General features: G+C 71.2%; 11 protein-coding genes and 1 tRNA gene. 6 read left to right on the top strand and 6 right to left on the bottom strand.

Going from position 1 to position 14,461, the window contains the following annotated elements; translation table 11 throughout:
- Positions 1-4: 4 nt before the first annotated feature.
- Positions 5-979: a proline dehydrogenase family protein gene (locus tag ACQP2O_RS14520; protein ID WP_433184237.1), complete on the top strand. Its 975-nt coding sequence runs from the start codon at positions 5-7 to the stop codon at positions 977-979.
- Between the two features lie 96 nt (positions 980-1,075).
- Here ACQP2O_RS14520 and ACQP2O_RS14515 read toward each other — a convergent pair whose 3' ends face one another.
- The 3 genes from ACQP2O_RS14515 to ACQP2O_RS14505 form a co-directional block, all read right to left on the bottom strand.
- A complete protein-coding gene (locus ACQP2O_RS14515; protein ID WP_433184234.1) occupies positions 1,076-1,915 on the bottom strand; it encodes a class II glutamine amidotransferase in 840 nt (279 codons plus the stop codon).
- Between the two features lie 417 nt (positions 1,916-2,332).
- Positions 2,333-2,406, bottom strand: a tRNA-Ile gene (locus tag ACQP2O_RS14510).
- Between the two features lie 99 nt (positions 2,407-2,505).
- Positions 2,506-3,900, bottom strand: a complete 1,395-nt coding sequence (locus tag ACQP2O_RS14505) for a cation:dicarboxylate symporter family transporter (protein WP_433184231.1) — start codon at positions 3,898-3,900, stop codon at positions 2,506-2,508.
- Between the two features lie 132 nt (positions 3,901-4,032).
- On the opposite strand from ACQP2O_RS14505, the gene ACQP2O_RS14500 reads away from it, so the two are divergent.
- The 3 genes from ACQP2O_RS14500 to ACQP2O_RS14490 all read left to right on the top strand — a co-directional run bounded on the left by ACQP2O_RS14500 (position 4,033) and on the right by ACQP2O_RS14490 (position 6,988).
- Positions 4,033-5,661, top strand: a complete 1,629-nt coding sequence (locus ACQP2O_RS14500) for a sensor histidine kinase (RefSeq protein WP_433184228.1) — start codon at positions 4,033-4,035, stop codon at positions 5,659-5,661.
- Positions 5,658-6,332, top strand: a complete 675-nt coding sequence (locus ACQP2O_RS14495) for a response regulator (RefSeq protein ID WP_433184225.1) — start codon at positions 5,658-5,660, stop codon at positions 6,330-6,332. The genes ACQP2O_RS14500 and ACQP2O_RS14495 overlap by 4 nt, the downstream gene beginning before the upstream one ends.
- 200 nt (positions 6,333-6,532) lie before the next feature.
- Complete coding sequence (locus ACQP2O_RS14490) at positions 6,533-6,988, top strand: ATP-binding protein (RefSeq protein ID WP_433184223.1); 456 nt, start codon at positions 6,533-6,535, stop codon at positions 6,986-6,988.
- A 188-nt stretch (positions 6,989-7,176) separates the two neighbouring features.
- Here the strand turns inward: ACQP2O_RS14490 and ACQP2O_RS14485 are convergent, their stop codons facing one another.
- Complete coding sequence (locus ACQP2O_RS14485) at positions 7,177-7,956, bottom strand: hypothetical protein (protein WP_433184221.1); 780 nt, start codon at positions 7,954-7,956, stop codon at positions 7,177-7,179.
- Positions 7,957-8,284: 328 nt separating this feature from the next.
- Here ACQP2O_RS14485 and ACQP2O_RS14480 point away from each other — a divergent pair, with 328 nt between their 5' ends.
- On the top strand, positions 8,285-8,929 hold the full coding sequence (locus ACQP2O_RS14480; protein ID WP_433184218.1) for a DedA family protein: 645 nt from the start codon (positions 8,285-8,287) through the stop codon (positions 8,927-8,929).
- A 95-nt stretch (positions 8,930-9,024) separates the two neighbouring features.
- Here the strand turns inward: ACQP2O_RS14480 and ACQP2O_RS14475 are convergent, their stop codons facing one another.
- Positions 9,025-9,765: a polysaccharide deacetylase family protein gene (locus ACQP2O_RS14475; protein ID WP_433184215.1), complete on the bottom strand. Its 741-nt coding sequence runs from the start codon at positions 9,763-9,765 to the stop codon at positions 9,025-9,027.
- Positions 9,762-11,096, bottom strand: coding sequence for an MGDG synthase family glycosyltransferase (locus ACQP2O_RS14470; protein ID WP_433191021.1), 1,335 nt, complete (start codon positions 11,094-11,096; stop codon positions 9,762-9,764). The genes ACQP2O_RS14475 and ACQP2O_RS14470 overlap by 4 nt, the downstream gene beginning before the upstream one ends.
- A gap of 447 nt (positions 11,097-11,543) precedes the next feature.
- On the opposite strand from ACQP2O_RS14470, the gene ACQP2O_RS14465 reads away from it, so the two are divergent.
- Positions 11,544-14,447, top strand: a complete 2,904-nt coding sequence (locus ACQP2O_RS14465; RefSeq protein ID WP_433184213.1) for a helix-turn-helix transcriptional regulator — start codon at positions 11,544-11,546, stop codon at positions 14,445-14,447.
- Positions 14,448-14,461 lie beyond the last annotated feature (14 nt).

Genomic DNA, 14,461 nt, shown 5'->3' with positions numbered 1-14,461 from the left:
GACGATGACCGTGATGGAGCAGGCTGCCCAGGCGATGCGAGCACTGGCCCTTGACGAGGGCCTCAAGGACCGGGTCGCCGCAGATCCCGCACTGCGCGAGCCGGCCTGGCGGGTGGCCGAACGGTACGTCGGTGGCCGGACCGTTCCCGAGGCACTCGCCCGGGCCGCCCTGGTCAACGCGGAGGGCAGGTCCGTCACCCTCGACTACATGGGCGAGAGCTGCCGGGACGCCGACCTGGCCGCGGCCGAGACCGAGGTGTTCCTGGACCTGTCACGGCAGGCCGCGGCCCGCGGGACGGACGGCTCGGTGTCCCTCGACCTCTCCCACCTCGGCTCCGTGGTGGACCGGGAGCTGGGGCTGGCCAACGCCACCCGGCTGGCAGAGGCCACCGCCGCCGGGGGCCAGGAGATGATGATCTCGATGGAGGGATCCGACCGTACGGACCTCATCCTGTGGACCCACGAACGCCTCTGCGAGCGTTTCGACCACATCGGTGTCACCGTCCAGGCCCGTCTGCACCGGACGGCCGAGGACCTGCCCCGCCTGCTTCAGCGGCCTGGCCGCATCCGCCTGGTGAAGGGCTCCTACCTCGAACCCGAGACGGTCGCCCACCCCCGCGGCAGCCGTGAGCTGCGGGCGGCCTACCTCGCGTACGCGACCCTTTTGCTGGACAGTGACCATCTCTGCTCGATCGCCACCCACGACCTCGACCTCCTCGACGAGTTGCGACGGCACATGCGGCGCGACTCCGGCGCGTACGAGGTCGAGATACTGCTGGGACTCGGCGTCGACCAGCTGCGGACGATGCGGGACCACATGCACCCGGTCAGGGAGTACATCGTGTTCGGCACCCAGTGGTGGCTGTACGTCTGGAATCGCATCGCCGAGGACCCGGCCCGCCTGTTCCAGGCTCTGGTGGACGCCACCCGGGACGACGGTCATCCCTCCATCCCCGAGGCGCCGCAGCCGGTGAAGTAGAGGAGCGACCGGGCGCCTGAACACGAGGCGCTCCGGACGCCGCTTCCATCAGGAACCGCCCGAGGGCCGACGATCGGCCGATCAGCGGTTTACCCGCTATGCGGGCGGCGTGGGACGGAACGGGTGTACCTCGTGCGTCCCGTGTTCGATCACGATGTACGTCGACTCGGGCACCTCGTTCCACGCGCCGGGCAGGTCTCGCAGCGGCTCGGAAACGATGAGCCGCGCGTCGTCGGACAGCCGCTCCGGGGCGAAGATCTCCGGATGCAGCTGCCGGAGACTGCGTACTTCGGTGCTGTAGAAGAGGGACCGCGACCGTCTCTCGCTGGAGTACCGGAAGGACCACAGCCGCTCACCGTCGGATGTCGCGATGGTCATCTGGACCGGGTGCGCGACGCCGTGCCTTCGCCCGGTCCGCTCAACGAGACCGACCATCCGCTCCACCGCCGCCGGCGGGTCCTCGCGCATCCCGAAGGTGAGCGCGAGGAAGAACATGACCTCCGAATCCGTCGAGCCCTGAATCGCCGGGTAGAGCTCCGGGTCAACGGCGAATACGAGATCGCGTTTGAGCCGGTCGAAGTCGGCGATCTCCCCGTTGTGCATCCACAGCCACCGGCCGTAGCGGAAGGGGTGGCAGTTGGTCTGCTGCACCGCTGATCCGGTGGAGGCGCGAATGTGCGCGAAGAACAATCGCGATCGGAAGTGGCCGGCGAGCTCACGCAGGTTCAGGTCGCTCCACGCCGGGATGATGCTCCGGACCAGCGTGGGCGGAACGTCGCCGCCGTCTGCGTACAGGCCCAGACCGTGCCCGTCGCCGTTGGTGGTCTCGGCTCCCAGCCGGGCGAAGCGGCTCTGCTCGATCAGCGAATTCTCCGGTTTGAAGAGGAGCTCGTCGAGGACGATTGGCGAGCCGCTGTAGGCGAGCCATCGGCACATGTGTGCCCCCTACCCTCGATCGCCACCGCCCACCACGCAGTCGCAACGCCGACCGACCGAGCAGATCCTCAGATCGTCGGAGCGGGGCAGTGCGAGGCCGGTACGTTCGGCTGGCAGCCGCGCGGGCGTCGACGCTCCGGAGCCTCAGCGACGAACCGCCGACAGGCTTTCGTCCGGATGCGGCCGCCGGCGAGCCCGCCCGGCATGGGCGTCTCGTATATCCCAGGCCATACGGGCAGCGCGCCGTGGCGTGAAGTAGCGGAGCGATCGGGGGCGTCGCTAAAGACATAAAGCGGCGGGCAGGACCGGGCGGGGCGAAGCCCCGCACCGGGGGGGTCCGGGGGGTCGTCCCCCCGGAAGGCATAGCGGGCCCCAGCGAAGCCGAGCAAAGCTCGACGAGCAGGCAAAGCCGCCCCGTGGGGCGGGTGGGACTCGAACCCACGACCAAGGGATTATGAGTCCCCTGCTCTGACCGGCTGAGCTACCGCCCCCGAATGGTCAGCATCAAGCCCCACTACCTTGCCTGCCCGCAGACGCCCGCGCAACTCGACACTTCTCTAGCCGCGCGGGCGTCTGGTGGGGGAAGGGGGTCAGGCTCCGGCGCGTACGGGTGCCGCCGTGTCGCCGGCGGGCGCCGGGGTGGGGAGGGTGCCGGTTTCGGCGGGTGGTTCGTCGTCCAGAAGGGTGGTCTCGTCGAAGGGGAACCGTCCGGCGAGGACCGCCTGGGCGCGGTCGCGGTCGAACTCCTTGGTCCATGTTCCGATGACCACGGTGGCGACGGCGTTGCCGGCGAAGTTCGTGACGGCGCGGGCCTCGGACATGAAGCGGTCGATGCCGACGATAAGGCCGACGCCGTCGACGAGGTCGGGCCGGTGGGCCTGCAGGCCGCCGGCGAGGGTGGCCAGTCCGGCTCCGGTGACGCCGGCCGCGCCCTTGGAGGCGACGACCATGAAGAGGAGCAGGCCGATCTGCTGGCCGATGGACATCGGTGCGCCGGTGGCCGAGGCGATGAACAGCGATGCCATCGTGAGGTAGATGGCGGTGCCGTCGAGGTTGAAGGAGTACCCGGTCGGCACGGTGATGCCGACGACGGACCGGTCGACGCCGAGGTGCTCCATCTTCGCGATCAGCCGCGGGAGCGCGGTGTCGGAGGAGGACGTGGAGAAGATCAGCAGGAATTCGCGGGCCAGGTAGCGCAGCAGGGCGAAGATGTTGATCCGCGCCGTGAGCCAGAGGACCGCCCCGAGGACGACGAACACGAACAGCCCGCAGGTCACGTAGAAGGCGATCATGACTTCCGCGAGGCTCTTGAGCGCGTCGACGCCGGTGGCGCCGACCACGGCCGCGATCGCTCCGAACGCGCCGACCGGGGCAGCCCACAGGACGATCGAGAGGATGCGGAAGACGAGCCGCTGGAGGTGTTCGACGCCGCGGAGGATCGGCGCTCCGGCCCGCCCCATGGACTGCACCGCGAAGCCGGTGAGCAGGGCGATCAGCAGCGTCTGCAGGACCTGGCCCGAGGTGAAGGCGGAGAGCAGGGTGTCGGGGATGCTGCCGAGCAGGAAGTCGACCCCGCCTTCGGCCTTGCCCGTCGCCGCCTGCGCGTGACCGGCCTGCTTCAGCGCGGCGGTCAGGTGCATGCCCGCACCCGGGTGCACGACGTTGCCGACGACGAGCCCGATCGCCAGGGCGACGGTGGACATCACGAGGAAGTAGCCGAGCGCGAGCCCGCCCACGGCACCGACCTTCGCCGCCTTGGCCACCGAGCCCACCCCGAGCACGATGGTGCAGAAGATGATCGGCGTGATCATCATCTTGATGAGGTTGACGAAGCCGGTCCCGATGGGCTTCAGCTCGATGGCGAACTTCGGCGCGGCGAAGCCGACGATGATGCCGGCGATCACCGCTGCGATCACCATCAGGTAGAGCAGATGAGTACGGTCCCGACGTCCTCCGGGTGTCCGGCGCACAGCCTCGGCAGCCATGTCCGCTCCTTCATTTCGGGGGGATTTGCCAGGGACTATGCGCAGGATCGAAGGTCGAGTCACCGTTACGTTCATTTCGTTCACGAAAACCGCCGTTCACACCAGCGCAACGCACAGTGCACACTTGCGTACATGCGTTGGGTCTCCCTGCCTGCGGGCCGGCGACATCGGAGCCTGGCGAGCCGGCTCTTCGTGATGCAGATCATCGTGGTGGCCACGGTGGTCGCGGGCGGGTCCGTGCTCGCCTATCTGTACGCCGCCGGGCGTACGGAGGAGTCCGCCCGGAGGCAGGTGACCGCAGTCACGGCGGGGGTGGCCGACTCACCGGCCGTCATCGCCGCCGCCGAGGGGCCGGATCCGTCGCGGGTGCTGCAGCCGTACGCCGAGCAGGTGCGGCGGGACACCGGGGTGGCCTTCGTGACGATCATGAGTCCGTCCGGCATCCGGTACACCCATCCCAACCCGAAGATGATCGGGCAGTCCTTCCTCGGCCACATCGAGGAGGCGCAGGCAGGTCACGCCTTCACCGAGACGTTCACCGGGACGCTCGGGCCGTCGGTACGGAGGGTGGCCCCGGTCTTCGGCACGGGGCATCGGGTGGTGGCGCTGGTCAGCGCGGGCATCACGGTGCAGATCGTCGACCGGCAGGTCCGGGAGCAGCTGCTCGCCCTGGTCGTGCTCGCCCTGCTGGCGCTCGGCGTCGGCGGCGCGGGCACCTATCTGGTCAACGCGCGGCTGCGACGCCACACCCATGGCATGGACGCGGCGCAGCTGGGCCGCATGTACGAGTACCACTACGCGATCCTGCACACCGTACGGGAAGGGCTCCTGCTGCTCGATCCCCACGCCCGGGTGGCGCTGGCCAACGGCGCGGCGCGCGAGCTGCTCCGGCTGCCCGACGACGTGGAGGGGCGCGAGGTGGAGACGCTGGCCCTGCCGGAGACCCTCCGGGCGTCACTCGCCTCCGCCGCACCGTGCGTCGACGAGATCCACGTGACGCGCGAGCACGTCGTCGTGGTGAACAAGTCGGCCGTGACCTCGGACTCGCGGGACCTGGGCAGTGTGGTGACGCTCCGGGACCACACCGAGCTGCAGGAGCTGAGCGGCGAGCTGGACTCGGTGCGGGGGTTCGCCGAGTCGCTGCGGTCGCAGGCGCACGAGGCGGCCAATCGGCTGCACACCGTCGTCTCCCTCGTCGAACTGGGCCGTCCGGATGAGGCGGTCGAGTTCGCCACCGCCGAGCTGGAGCTGACCCAGCGCCTCGCCGACCAGATCGTGAACGCGGTGGCCGAGCCGACGCTGGCCGCGCTGCTGCTCGGCAAGGCCGCGCAGGCGAACGAGCGCGGGGTCGAACTGGTCATCACTCCCGACACGCGCATCGACGACACGGTCATCACCGAGACCATCGGCTCCCGCGACCTGGTGACGCTCCTGGGCAACCTGATCGACAACGCCGTCGACGCGGCCGTGGAGGCCACCGGCGACGCCTCGTCCAAGGTCTTCGTCACCGCCCGTACGGCAGGAGACGACCTGGTCATCCGCGTCGCCGACACCGGGCACGGAGTCGGCGCCGACGCCGTCGAGGACATCTTCAAGCGCGGCTGGTCGACGAAGGACGGGGACCGCCCGTCCGGGCGCGGGCTCGGGCTCGCCCTCGTCGCCCAGGTCACCGCACGGCACGGGGGACGGATCGAGGTGGGCCGTGAGGTCGGCGCGGTGTTCACCGTGACGCTGCCGGTGGCGCGGAAGGCGCCGGCGTGATCAGCGTTCTGGTGGTCGAGGACGATCCGGTGGCGGCGGAGGCACACCGGATGTACGTCGAGCGGGTGCCCGGGTTCACGGTCGTGGGAGTCGTGCACTCCGGGGCGGAGGCCCTGCGTACGCTGGAACGCCGGCCGGCCGACCTTCTTCTCCTGGACTTCTTCCTCCCGGACTGCCACGGGCTCCAGCTGTGCCGGCGGCTCCGCGCGGCGGGGTCGCGGGCCGACGTGATCGCGGTGACGTCGGCCCGCGACCTGACGACCGTGCGTTCGGCGGTGTCGATCGGCGTCGTGCAGTACCTCCTCAAGCCGTTCACCTTCGCGACGCTGCGCGCCAAGCTGGAGCGGTACGCGCAGTTCCATGCCACGGTCGCCCGGCCCGGGGAGGCGGCGGACCAGAGCGAGGTGGACCGGGCGCTCGCCACACTGCGCACCGCGGACCGTCCGGCGCTGCCCAAGGGGATGAGCGCGTCGACGCTGGAGACGGTGACGGCCACTCTGCGTAGTACCGATGAGGGGCTGACGGCCGGTGCGGTGGCCGCGGCCGCGGGCATCTCGCGGGTCACCGCCCGCCGGTACCTCGAGTACCTCGTCGACGGGGGGCAGGCGGCCCGGACTCCGCAGTACGGGCAGGTGGGCCGCCCCGAGCTTCTCTACCGGTGGTCCCACTGACCGCGCATCTGCACGTGCATTTGATTGTGCATCAGTTCTTGCATCGGAACGCGCTCCGAGGGAAGATAGCCGATCAAGCCCACTCGGCATGCCCGAGTCGTCTGGAGGCCACCCAGATGCCCCTATATCGCACGAGCTGTACGTCCACCCGGCAAGAACGCGCCGAGGATCCCCCCTCGGCGGCGTTCACGCGCGACAGTGTGCACGTACTGCCTCAGCTCGCGTCGTACGGCCCCGCCCTCGGGTCTTTCCAGGACGCCATGTGCCCCCTGCGGGCCACCGGCGCATCCCCCGGCATCGCACGTGAGTTCACGATCGCGACCCTGCGGGCCTGGGGCCTGGCGGACCTGGTGGACGACGCGACCGTCATCGTATCGGAGCTGGTCACCAACGCCCTGCGCTACGGGCTACCGGTCGGCTTCGGGGCCGCCGACGACCGGCCGATCCGGCTGACGCTGGTCCGCCACGCCGGACTGGTCGTGTGCGTCGTCGCGGACGCCAGCCGCCAGGAACCCCTGGTGCGGGACCCCTGCGACATAGCCGAGAACGGCCGCGGGCTCCACGTGATCGACGCCCTCAGCCGTACGTGGGGCTGGACGCCGCTTCCCAGGACCGGCAAGGCGGTCTGGGCGGCCCTCGCCGTCCCCGCAGCCTGACCCGTCCCCGCAGCCTGAGGCACACCGCGATGGCCGCCTCCACCGGCTCGCCGACCCCATCCCACCGGGCGTGTCCGACCCAGGCCTCCGACGGCCGCCCGGGATGCCTCCCCAAGCCTCGGTCATTCACCGCTCAACGCCCTGATTGATCGTTTGCGTACGGTAGGCGCACCTGACCTGCGAGGATCTCAGCCGGACCTCGCGGCGCCGACGTCGTGCAGCGTCAGGCTGCCGTCGGCGCGCCCGGTGCGCGACCACCTTCCGGTGGCCGCCGTCCATGTCTGCCCGTCGAAGGTCACCCTGTCCACACCCAGCCGCGCCGCGTGCGCCACCAGCCAGTCACCGAGCGCCCAGCCGGTGGCCTGGTCGTGGACGCCGGTCAGACGGGCGTTGCCGAGTTCGTCGATCGCGGTCGACGCCAGGCGTGCGGTCGGTGTCTTGATGGTGAGTCCGTGGCAGCTGAGCGCGTGCGATCGTTCGCCGGTGAGGGCGCTGGCGATGACGCGGGCCTGCGGCTCCCAGCGGGCGTAGGCGTCGGGCGTGGCGGAGTGCTGGACCTGCTGGGCGGCCTGGGTGACGCTGACGTTCTGCCAGTCGGGCAGCCGCCGCAGATGGTCGTAGAACGCGGTTGCGGCGTGCACCGGATCGGTGATCTGCGCGCGGGTTCCCCAGTTCTGGCTGGGGCGCTGCTGGAACAGCCCGGCAGAGTCGCGGTCACCGCCGGGCAGGTTCCTCAGGTTCGACTCCTGCATGGCCGTCGCCAGGGCGACGGTCACGGCGTGGTCGGGCGTACCGAGCCGTCGGCCCACCGCGGCGATGGTGGCCGCATTGTCGGCCTGCTCGACCGTCAGCGTCACGGCCGGCAGAGCGCCGGTGCCGGTGACGGCGCAGCCGGGTATGTGTCGTTCGATGATGCGGACGGCGTACCACGCCAGTGCGACTCCGGCGAGCGCGACGACGAGCGCCACCGCGGCTCCGCGGCGAAGGGTCCACAACGGCAGGCACCCCCGGGAAGGCCAGGATCGGTGCATCGGCGCGTCCGCGACCGGGGGCGACGGAGCGGCGCCGACGACTAGAGCTACTACTACTGGAATAGTAGCAAGGCCATCGCCGTCCGCCGCACAGGGATCACGGGGCCGTCGACCTCGCGCGCACGCTGCGACCGGCGCCGCCTCACCCAAGGCTCACCCCGCGAGGGACGATCTTCTACTATCGTTGTAGTAGATACTGTGCGAACCGCTGAGATCGACGGAACGTCGGCCGCCTACCGTCGGCCGGCTCATTGAGGATGGGGCCATGCAGCATTTCATCGCGACGTTCAGCTATCTCGCGGTGTTCATCCTCATGGCGGCCGAGTCGGCGTGCGTGCCCGTGCCGTCCGAACTGATCATGTTGTTCGCCGGCGCGCTCGCCGCGGGTGCCGTGCCGGGCGCTCATGCCGATCTGACGCTCATGATCGCGACCGGCACGCTCGGCAACGTCGCGGGCAGCTACGTCGCCTGGGCCGTCGGCCGGTACGGCGGCCAGGCTGCGCTCCGCCGGTGGGGCCGCTACGTGTGGTTGAAGGAAGACGACATCGACCGGGCCGCGCGATGGTTCGACCGGTACGGCGGCAAGGCGGTGTTCTTCGGCCGCCTGCTCCCCGTCGTGCGCACCTTCATCTCGCTGCCGGCCGGATTCGCGAGCATGCGCCCCGCCCGCTTCGGCGTCTACACACTCGCCGGCTGCATCCCGTGGACGGCGGCACTCGGTGTCGCGGGCTACGCGGTCGGCCGGAACTGGCAGAAGGTCGCGGACTCCTTCCACGGCCCGACCTATATCGTCGCCGCCGCCGTGGGACTACTCGCCGCCGCCGGCGTCACCGTCTTCGTGCGACGTCGCCGGTCAGAGCGCGCGGCTGAGGCCGGCGACGATCGCAGGTCAGCGAGTCTTCGGCGCTGAGACCCCCGCCCGCGCCCTGGCCGACGAACGAGGCCGGCGACTGAACGCCTCTTCTTGACGACGGGTGAGGCTTCTCCTCGCTGTGGGCCGCGCACTCAGCCAGGCGTCCCATGATCTCTGAGAGGGCCGACGCGCAGGCCGCGTTCCTCGCACATGTCGAGGAGGGCGGGGAGGGCTCCGAGGGTGGAGTGCCAGGAGCCGCTCGCCGAGGTGCAGTCGGAATCATGAAGGAGGATCGTCCCCCCACCCTCCAGATCACGGGTGACGGTGTCGTAGACGGTGCGGGAGGTCGCCCGGCCACGCCAGTCCTCGCCCCAGGCGGTCCACAGCACCGGGGTCAGTCCGAGCCGGTGGCAGGCCAGATGCGCGCTGGTGCTCATCACGCCGTACGGGGGCCGGAACAGCCGAGGCTCGTGTCCCACTGCCTCGGCCACGGCGTCGCGGGCCCGGGCCAGGTCGTCGTACGTGGCGCGGTGGCCGCGCACCAGCAGCGGCCGGTGGGCCCACCCGTGGATGGCGATCTCGTGCCCGGCGGCGGCCATCTCCTCGGCCAAGCCGGGTGCACGAACGAGCATCGAGCCGAGCAGGAAGAATGTCGCGCGGATCCCGCGGGCTTCGAGCACCCGCAGGAAATGCGGGCTGGATCCACGATCGGGACCATCGTCGAAGGTGAGCGCGACGTGGTCGGGCCGACCTCGTCCGGCCAGGAGGGGCATGACCCGGTTGCGCAGCGGGCCGAAGGTGGAGATGGCAGGGGCGGCGTGAACGGCGGCCAGCGCGGGCACGGCTGCGGCTGCGGTCCACGCGGCGGATCGGATCAGGCGTCCGGACTTCATCGGTGGTGTGCCTCGGTCAATCCTGTGAGCCAGTCGATGTGTGCGGGTAGGTGGCCCTCCACGGCTCCGGCGCCGATGCCGAGGCAGAGCATGGTCGCCACGGTCGCTGCCAGGACTGTCATCCGGCGCCGGACCGGGCGGTGTGCCGTCCTCGTACGTGCCGTGATGGTCTGGCCTTGAACAGCTGAGGCGATGGTGTGAACCGGGCCGGGACCAGGACCCGGTCGATACAGTGCCAGGGCCTCGGCACGCTGGCGGCGGCCGAGCGAACCCTCAAGGAGTTCGGCGAGCACCGGTTTGAGCTGGTCCGGTCTACGGATCCATGCCGCCAAACCCGCTTCTTCCAGTGCAGCGGCGTTGGTATGGCCATGGCCGGGAATGCAACGATAGCTGGCCACCGGGAGCCCGCTGGCGAACGCCTCCAGGCTCGTAAGCCCACCTGCGTTCTGCACGAGGATGTCACAGGCCCGCATGAGGTCGGGCATGTCGTCGACCCAGCCGTATGTGTGTTCGATGCCGTCTTTCCGCAGTCGGTCGGCCAGGGCCAGGTTGTACCCGCACACCACGACGGGTACCGCTATCCCACTGTCCCGAATCTCGGCGGCTGCCTCCCGAACGGATCCCACGCCCCATGAACCGGCGACCAGCAGGGCCAGCGAGGCGTGCTCCGGCAACCCGAAGCGGACCCGGGCCACCTGGCGCTCGGCCGGCGTGGCGGGGGTGAAGGCCGGATCGACGACAGGTCCGGTCACCACGACCGCCATGGCGCCCTGGGCGCGGGCCTGATCGGCGGGTACCGCGTGGACGGCCATGTGGGCGTCGATGCCCGGCGCGACCCACAGCGGGTGCACGGAGAAGTCGGTCAGATACGTGAGCGCGGGCACGGTCAGACCACCGCGAAGGCGCAGCGCACCGAGGACCTGGCTGGCCGCATGGTGGGTCGACACGATCGCGCGGGCGTCCGGCGGCAGCGCCCGGAGGGTGCGGCGCTCGGCGCTGCGGAGCAGGGCTCGCATGACCAGACCCGGTCGACTGGCGCGCTCGGTCGTCACGTAGATCCGTTGATAGCCCGCCGGCGCTAGACCCAGCAGGCGACGGTACCCGGCACGCAGCAATTTCCCCAGATGAGCCGGGAGCAGATCGACGAAGTCCAGGCGGTCCACACGGAAGCCCGACGCCGCAAGACGCCGCGCGATTTCGGCGGCAGCGCCGTCGTGCCCCGCACCCACGCTCGCCGAAATGATGACAATCCGCTTCCCATCGCGATGCCGTGCCGGCGTGTCAGGCAAGGGATGTGCCCGGTCTTCTGCCGGGTCGTGACGAGATGGCACGGCCAAGCAGCCTCCCGATCGACGAGCAAGACACGAACCTCACGGCCATGCCGCGGCACCGGGGTGCGTGAGAGTACAGCGCCTGGATGTGCGAGGGGCCGATGCGAAAACTACTACATGGGTAGTAGTTGGGGAAATCGGGTCTGTCTTCCGAGGTGGCCTAGGACTCCAGCGTTGAGGCCGGCCGCAGCCTGCTCAAGTCCGGATACCGGCCGGGCTCGCCGGCACCGAAACCGGCCTATGGCCCACCACGCCGGACGAAGCCACCACACCCCATGAACGATCGAGGCAAGTAACAATCTGATTACCTGCCTCCCGACGTGCGGCTGCGCGGACAGCGGTCGTGACAAGGCCGACGACGCGAAAAGGCATGGCTCGGTAAACTGCCGCTGGCGGCCCGATGGGTCGCAGCAGGCCGCGAAGCACCGCCACCTCAAGGAAACGGTTATGGATCGTCGTGTCGGCGGGGCGACCGGTGCATCGTCGACCGCGGGCATGACGGGAGACGTCGACCCCCCGCTGGTCGGACGCCGCGACGTCCTCGATGGCTTCAGGCAGCTCCTTCAGGCCGCCGATGACGGCACCTTCCGGTTCGTGGGCGTGGCGGGTGACCCCGGTGCGGGGAAGACACGGCTGCTCGACGAGCTGGCCGCCGAGGCCGGGCGGCGCGAGCTGCCCGTCCTGTCCGGCCGGGCCACCGAATTCGAGGAGATGCCGTTCAGCGCCGTGCTCGACGCGCTGGACGACCGCCTGGAGACGATCGCCAAGGAGCTGCCCGACCGGCTCGGCGCACCGGCGGCCGGCCTGCTGGCCACGATCTTCCCCGCGCTGTCCGGCGCCGCGACCGGCGACGCCGAGACGCTGGCGCCCGCCACCGGTCGATACCACCTGTACCGCGCGGTCCGGCTGCTGCTGGAGGAGCTCGCCGCGCCCGACGGGCTCGTGCTCATCCTCGACGACGTGCACTGGGCGGACGAGTCGACGGTCGAGCTGCTCGACCACCTGGCGCGCCATCCGCCGCGCGGGCGGATGCTGGCGGCGGTGGCCTACCGACCCGCCCAGGCGTCGCCCAGGCTCGCCGCGCTGATGGAGATCGCGGGCCGGATCCCGGTGAGCCCGCTCAGCGAGGCCGAGGTCGGCGAGCTCCTCGGCCCGCAGATCAACCGGGCGCGCCGCAGGGCGCTGTACGAGGCGAGCGGAGGCAACCCCTTCTACCTCGACGCGCTCGCCCGCATGGGGACGGGTCTCGGGACGCTCGACGGCAGCGGCGAGCAGACCGAGATCGGCGAGCTTCCGCCCGCCGTGCGCGCGGCCCTCGGCATGGAGCTGAGCGGTCTGTCCGCCACCGCGCTGCGCGTCGCGCAGGCGGCCGCCGTCGTCGCCGACGAGTTCGAACCCGGCCTCGTCGCGGTGACCGCCGACACGTCCGAAGATCTCACGCTCGAGGCGATCAACGAGCTGGTCGCACGTGACGTCGTACGGCCGGCGGCGCCGGGCCGGTTCCGGTTCCGGCATCCGCTCGTGCGGCACGCGGCCTACGAGTCGGCGGCGGCGGGCTGGCGCCACGCCGTGCACGCCCGGATCGCCGCCCGGCTCGCGGACCTGCGCGCCCCGGCGACCGCACGGGCCCCGCACGTCGAGCGTTCCGCCCCGATCGGCGATCAGGCCGCCATCGCCACGCTCGTCGAGGCGGCCCGTACGGTCGCGGCACAGGCCCCCGCGACCGCCGCGCACTGGCTGCAGGAGGCGCTGCGGCTCGTTCCGGACACCGTGGACATGAGGCTGGAGCTGCTGCTGGAGCTCGCCCGCGCGCAGGCGGTCAGCGGCCGGATCACCGAGGGCAGGGACACCGCGCGGGAGCTGCTGCGCCTGCTGCCGCCCGACGACTTCGGACGCCGCGCCCGGGCGGCCCGGCTGTGCGGCATCATGGAACGCCAGCTCGACCGCCCGCACGAGGCCCGCGCGCTCCTCCTCGACGAGCTCCGGCGGATCCCCGACACTCAGGCCCCGGCAGCCGTCGAGCTGCGCGTACGGCTGGTGACCGAGAGCCTGATGCGCAGCGACTTCCGCGCCGCGCAGGCCGTGCTGGACCTGATGCCGGAGAACGCCGACGGCTGGGAGCCCAGCCTCGTGCTGGCGGTCGCCGCCGTACGCCCGATGCCCGCCTACGCCGCGGGTCGCATCGACGCCGCCGCCCGCTACGCGACGGTGACCGCCGGGCTGATGGCGTCCGCGCCGGACGACCACCTCGCCGACTGGCTCGACACGGACATCTGGCTGGGCTGGCTGGAGCTGATGATGGGCCGGTACGCCGACGCCCTCGAGCACTTCGGCCGGTTCCTGACGGTGGCCCGCGCCACCGGGCAGAGCTCGATGCTGCCGCACATCATGGCCGGTCAGGCGCGGACGCTGACGATGCTCGGGCGGCTGGAGGAGGCGGCGGCCGCCGCCGAGGAGGGCGCGGAAGTGGCCCGCCTGCTGCGCTCGAACGAGTCGCTGGGCTTCGCGATGACGCAGCAGTGCCTGGCGGCGAGCTGGTCCGGCGACCACGAGACCGCCCTGCGGCTCGGTGAGGAGCTCGCCGGCCTCGGGCTCGGCCGCGGGGAGTGGTGGGCCGCCATGGCCCTGTACGCGCGGGGAATGGCGCTGATCCACGCCGGGCGTCTGGACGAGGGTGCCGAGCAGCTCCTCGCCGCCTGCGGCGACATCAGCGATCCCCGGCTCGATCCCGGCACGCTCGTGGCCTGCTGCGAGACGCTCGCGGACGTCGAGGCCACACGGGGGCGGCCCCGAGAGGCCACGGAGTGGGCGGACCGCGCCGACCTGCTCGCCCGGCCCGGCCTGGAGACGAACGGCGGGTTCGCCATGCTCGCCCGCGCGCACGCGCTGGCGACCTCCGATCCGAGCGTGGCGGCCGAGCAGGCCCAGGCGGCGGCCGCCATCCTCGACGAGGGCGGCATGCGGATCCAAGCCGGACGGGCCAGGCTCCGCGCCGGAATCGCCTACACCGCGGCCGGCGAACGCGCCCAGGCCCGGGCCGAGCTCGGCTCCGCCGCGGAGACCTTCACCGAGTGCGGCGCCCGTACCCTCCACGCCCAGGCCGTCCGGGCGCAGCGCAAGGTCGGCGTGCGCGTGCCGGGCGCGACCGGGCGGTCGGCCGGCCCGCACGGACTGTCCCGCCGCGAGTTCGAGGTGGCGACGCTGGTCGCCGAGGGATGCACGAACCAGCAGATCGCCGAGCGTCTGTTCCTCAGCATCCGGACGGTCGAGACGCACCTGTCGCACATCTTCGCCAAGCTCGGAGTGTCCTCGCGCGTCGGTATCGTCAGCGCGCTGAACCAGAACCCGTAGTCCCCCGTCGTAGG

Origin of the sequence: Actinoallomurus sp. CA-150999, from assembly GCF_050942425.1 — a bacterium.
GTDB lineage: Bacteria > Actinomycetota > Actinomycetes > Streptosporangiales > Streptosporangiaceae > Actinoallomurus.
The sequence above is the reverse complement of the archived record's forward strand: the minus strand, read 5'-3'. Positions and strand labels throughout refer to the sequence as shown.

What these genes read in the sequence shown, in the direction of transcription:
- ACQP2O_RS14520 (WP_433184237.1), top strand. Translation starts at nt 5, where the DNA reads ATGACCGTGATGGAGCAGGCTGCCCAGGCGATGCGAGCACTGGCCCTT.
- ACQP2O_RS14515 (WP_433184234.1), bottom strand. Translation starts at nt 1,915, where the DNA reads ATGTGCCGATGGCTCGCCTACAGCGGCTCGCCAATCGTCCTCGACGAG.
- ACQP2O_RS14505 (WP_433184231.1), bottom strand. Translation starts at nt 3,900, where the DNA reads ATGGCTGCCGAGGCTGTGCGCCGGACACCCGGAGGACGTCGGGACCGT.
- ACQP2O_RS14500 (WP_433184228.1), top strand. Translation starts at nt 4,033, where the DNA reads ATGCGTTGGGTCTCCCTGCCTGCGGGCCGGCGACATCGGAGCCTGGCG.
- ACQP2O_RS14480 (WP_433184218.1), top strand. Translation starts at nt 8,285, where the DNA reads ATGCAGCATTTCATCGCGACGTTCAGCTATCTCGCGGTGTTCATCCTC.
- ACQP2O_RS14475 (WP_433184215.1), bottom strand. Translation starts at nt 9,765, where the DNA reads ATGAAGTCCGGACGCCTGATCCGATCCGCCGCGTGGACCGCAGCCGCA.
- ACQP2O_RS14465 (WP_433184213.1), top strand. Translation starts at nt 11,544, where the DNA reads ATGGATCGTCGTGTCGGCGGGGCGACCGGTGCATCGTCGACCGCGGGC.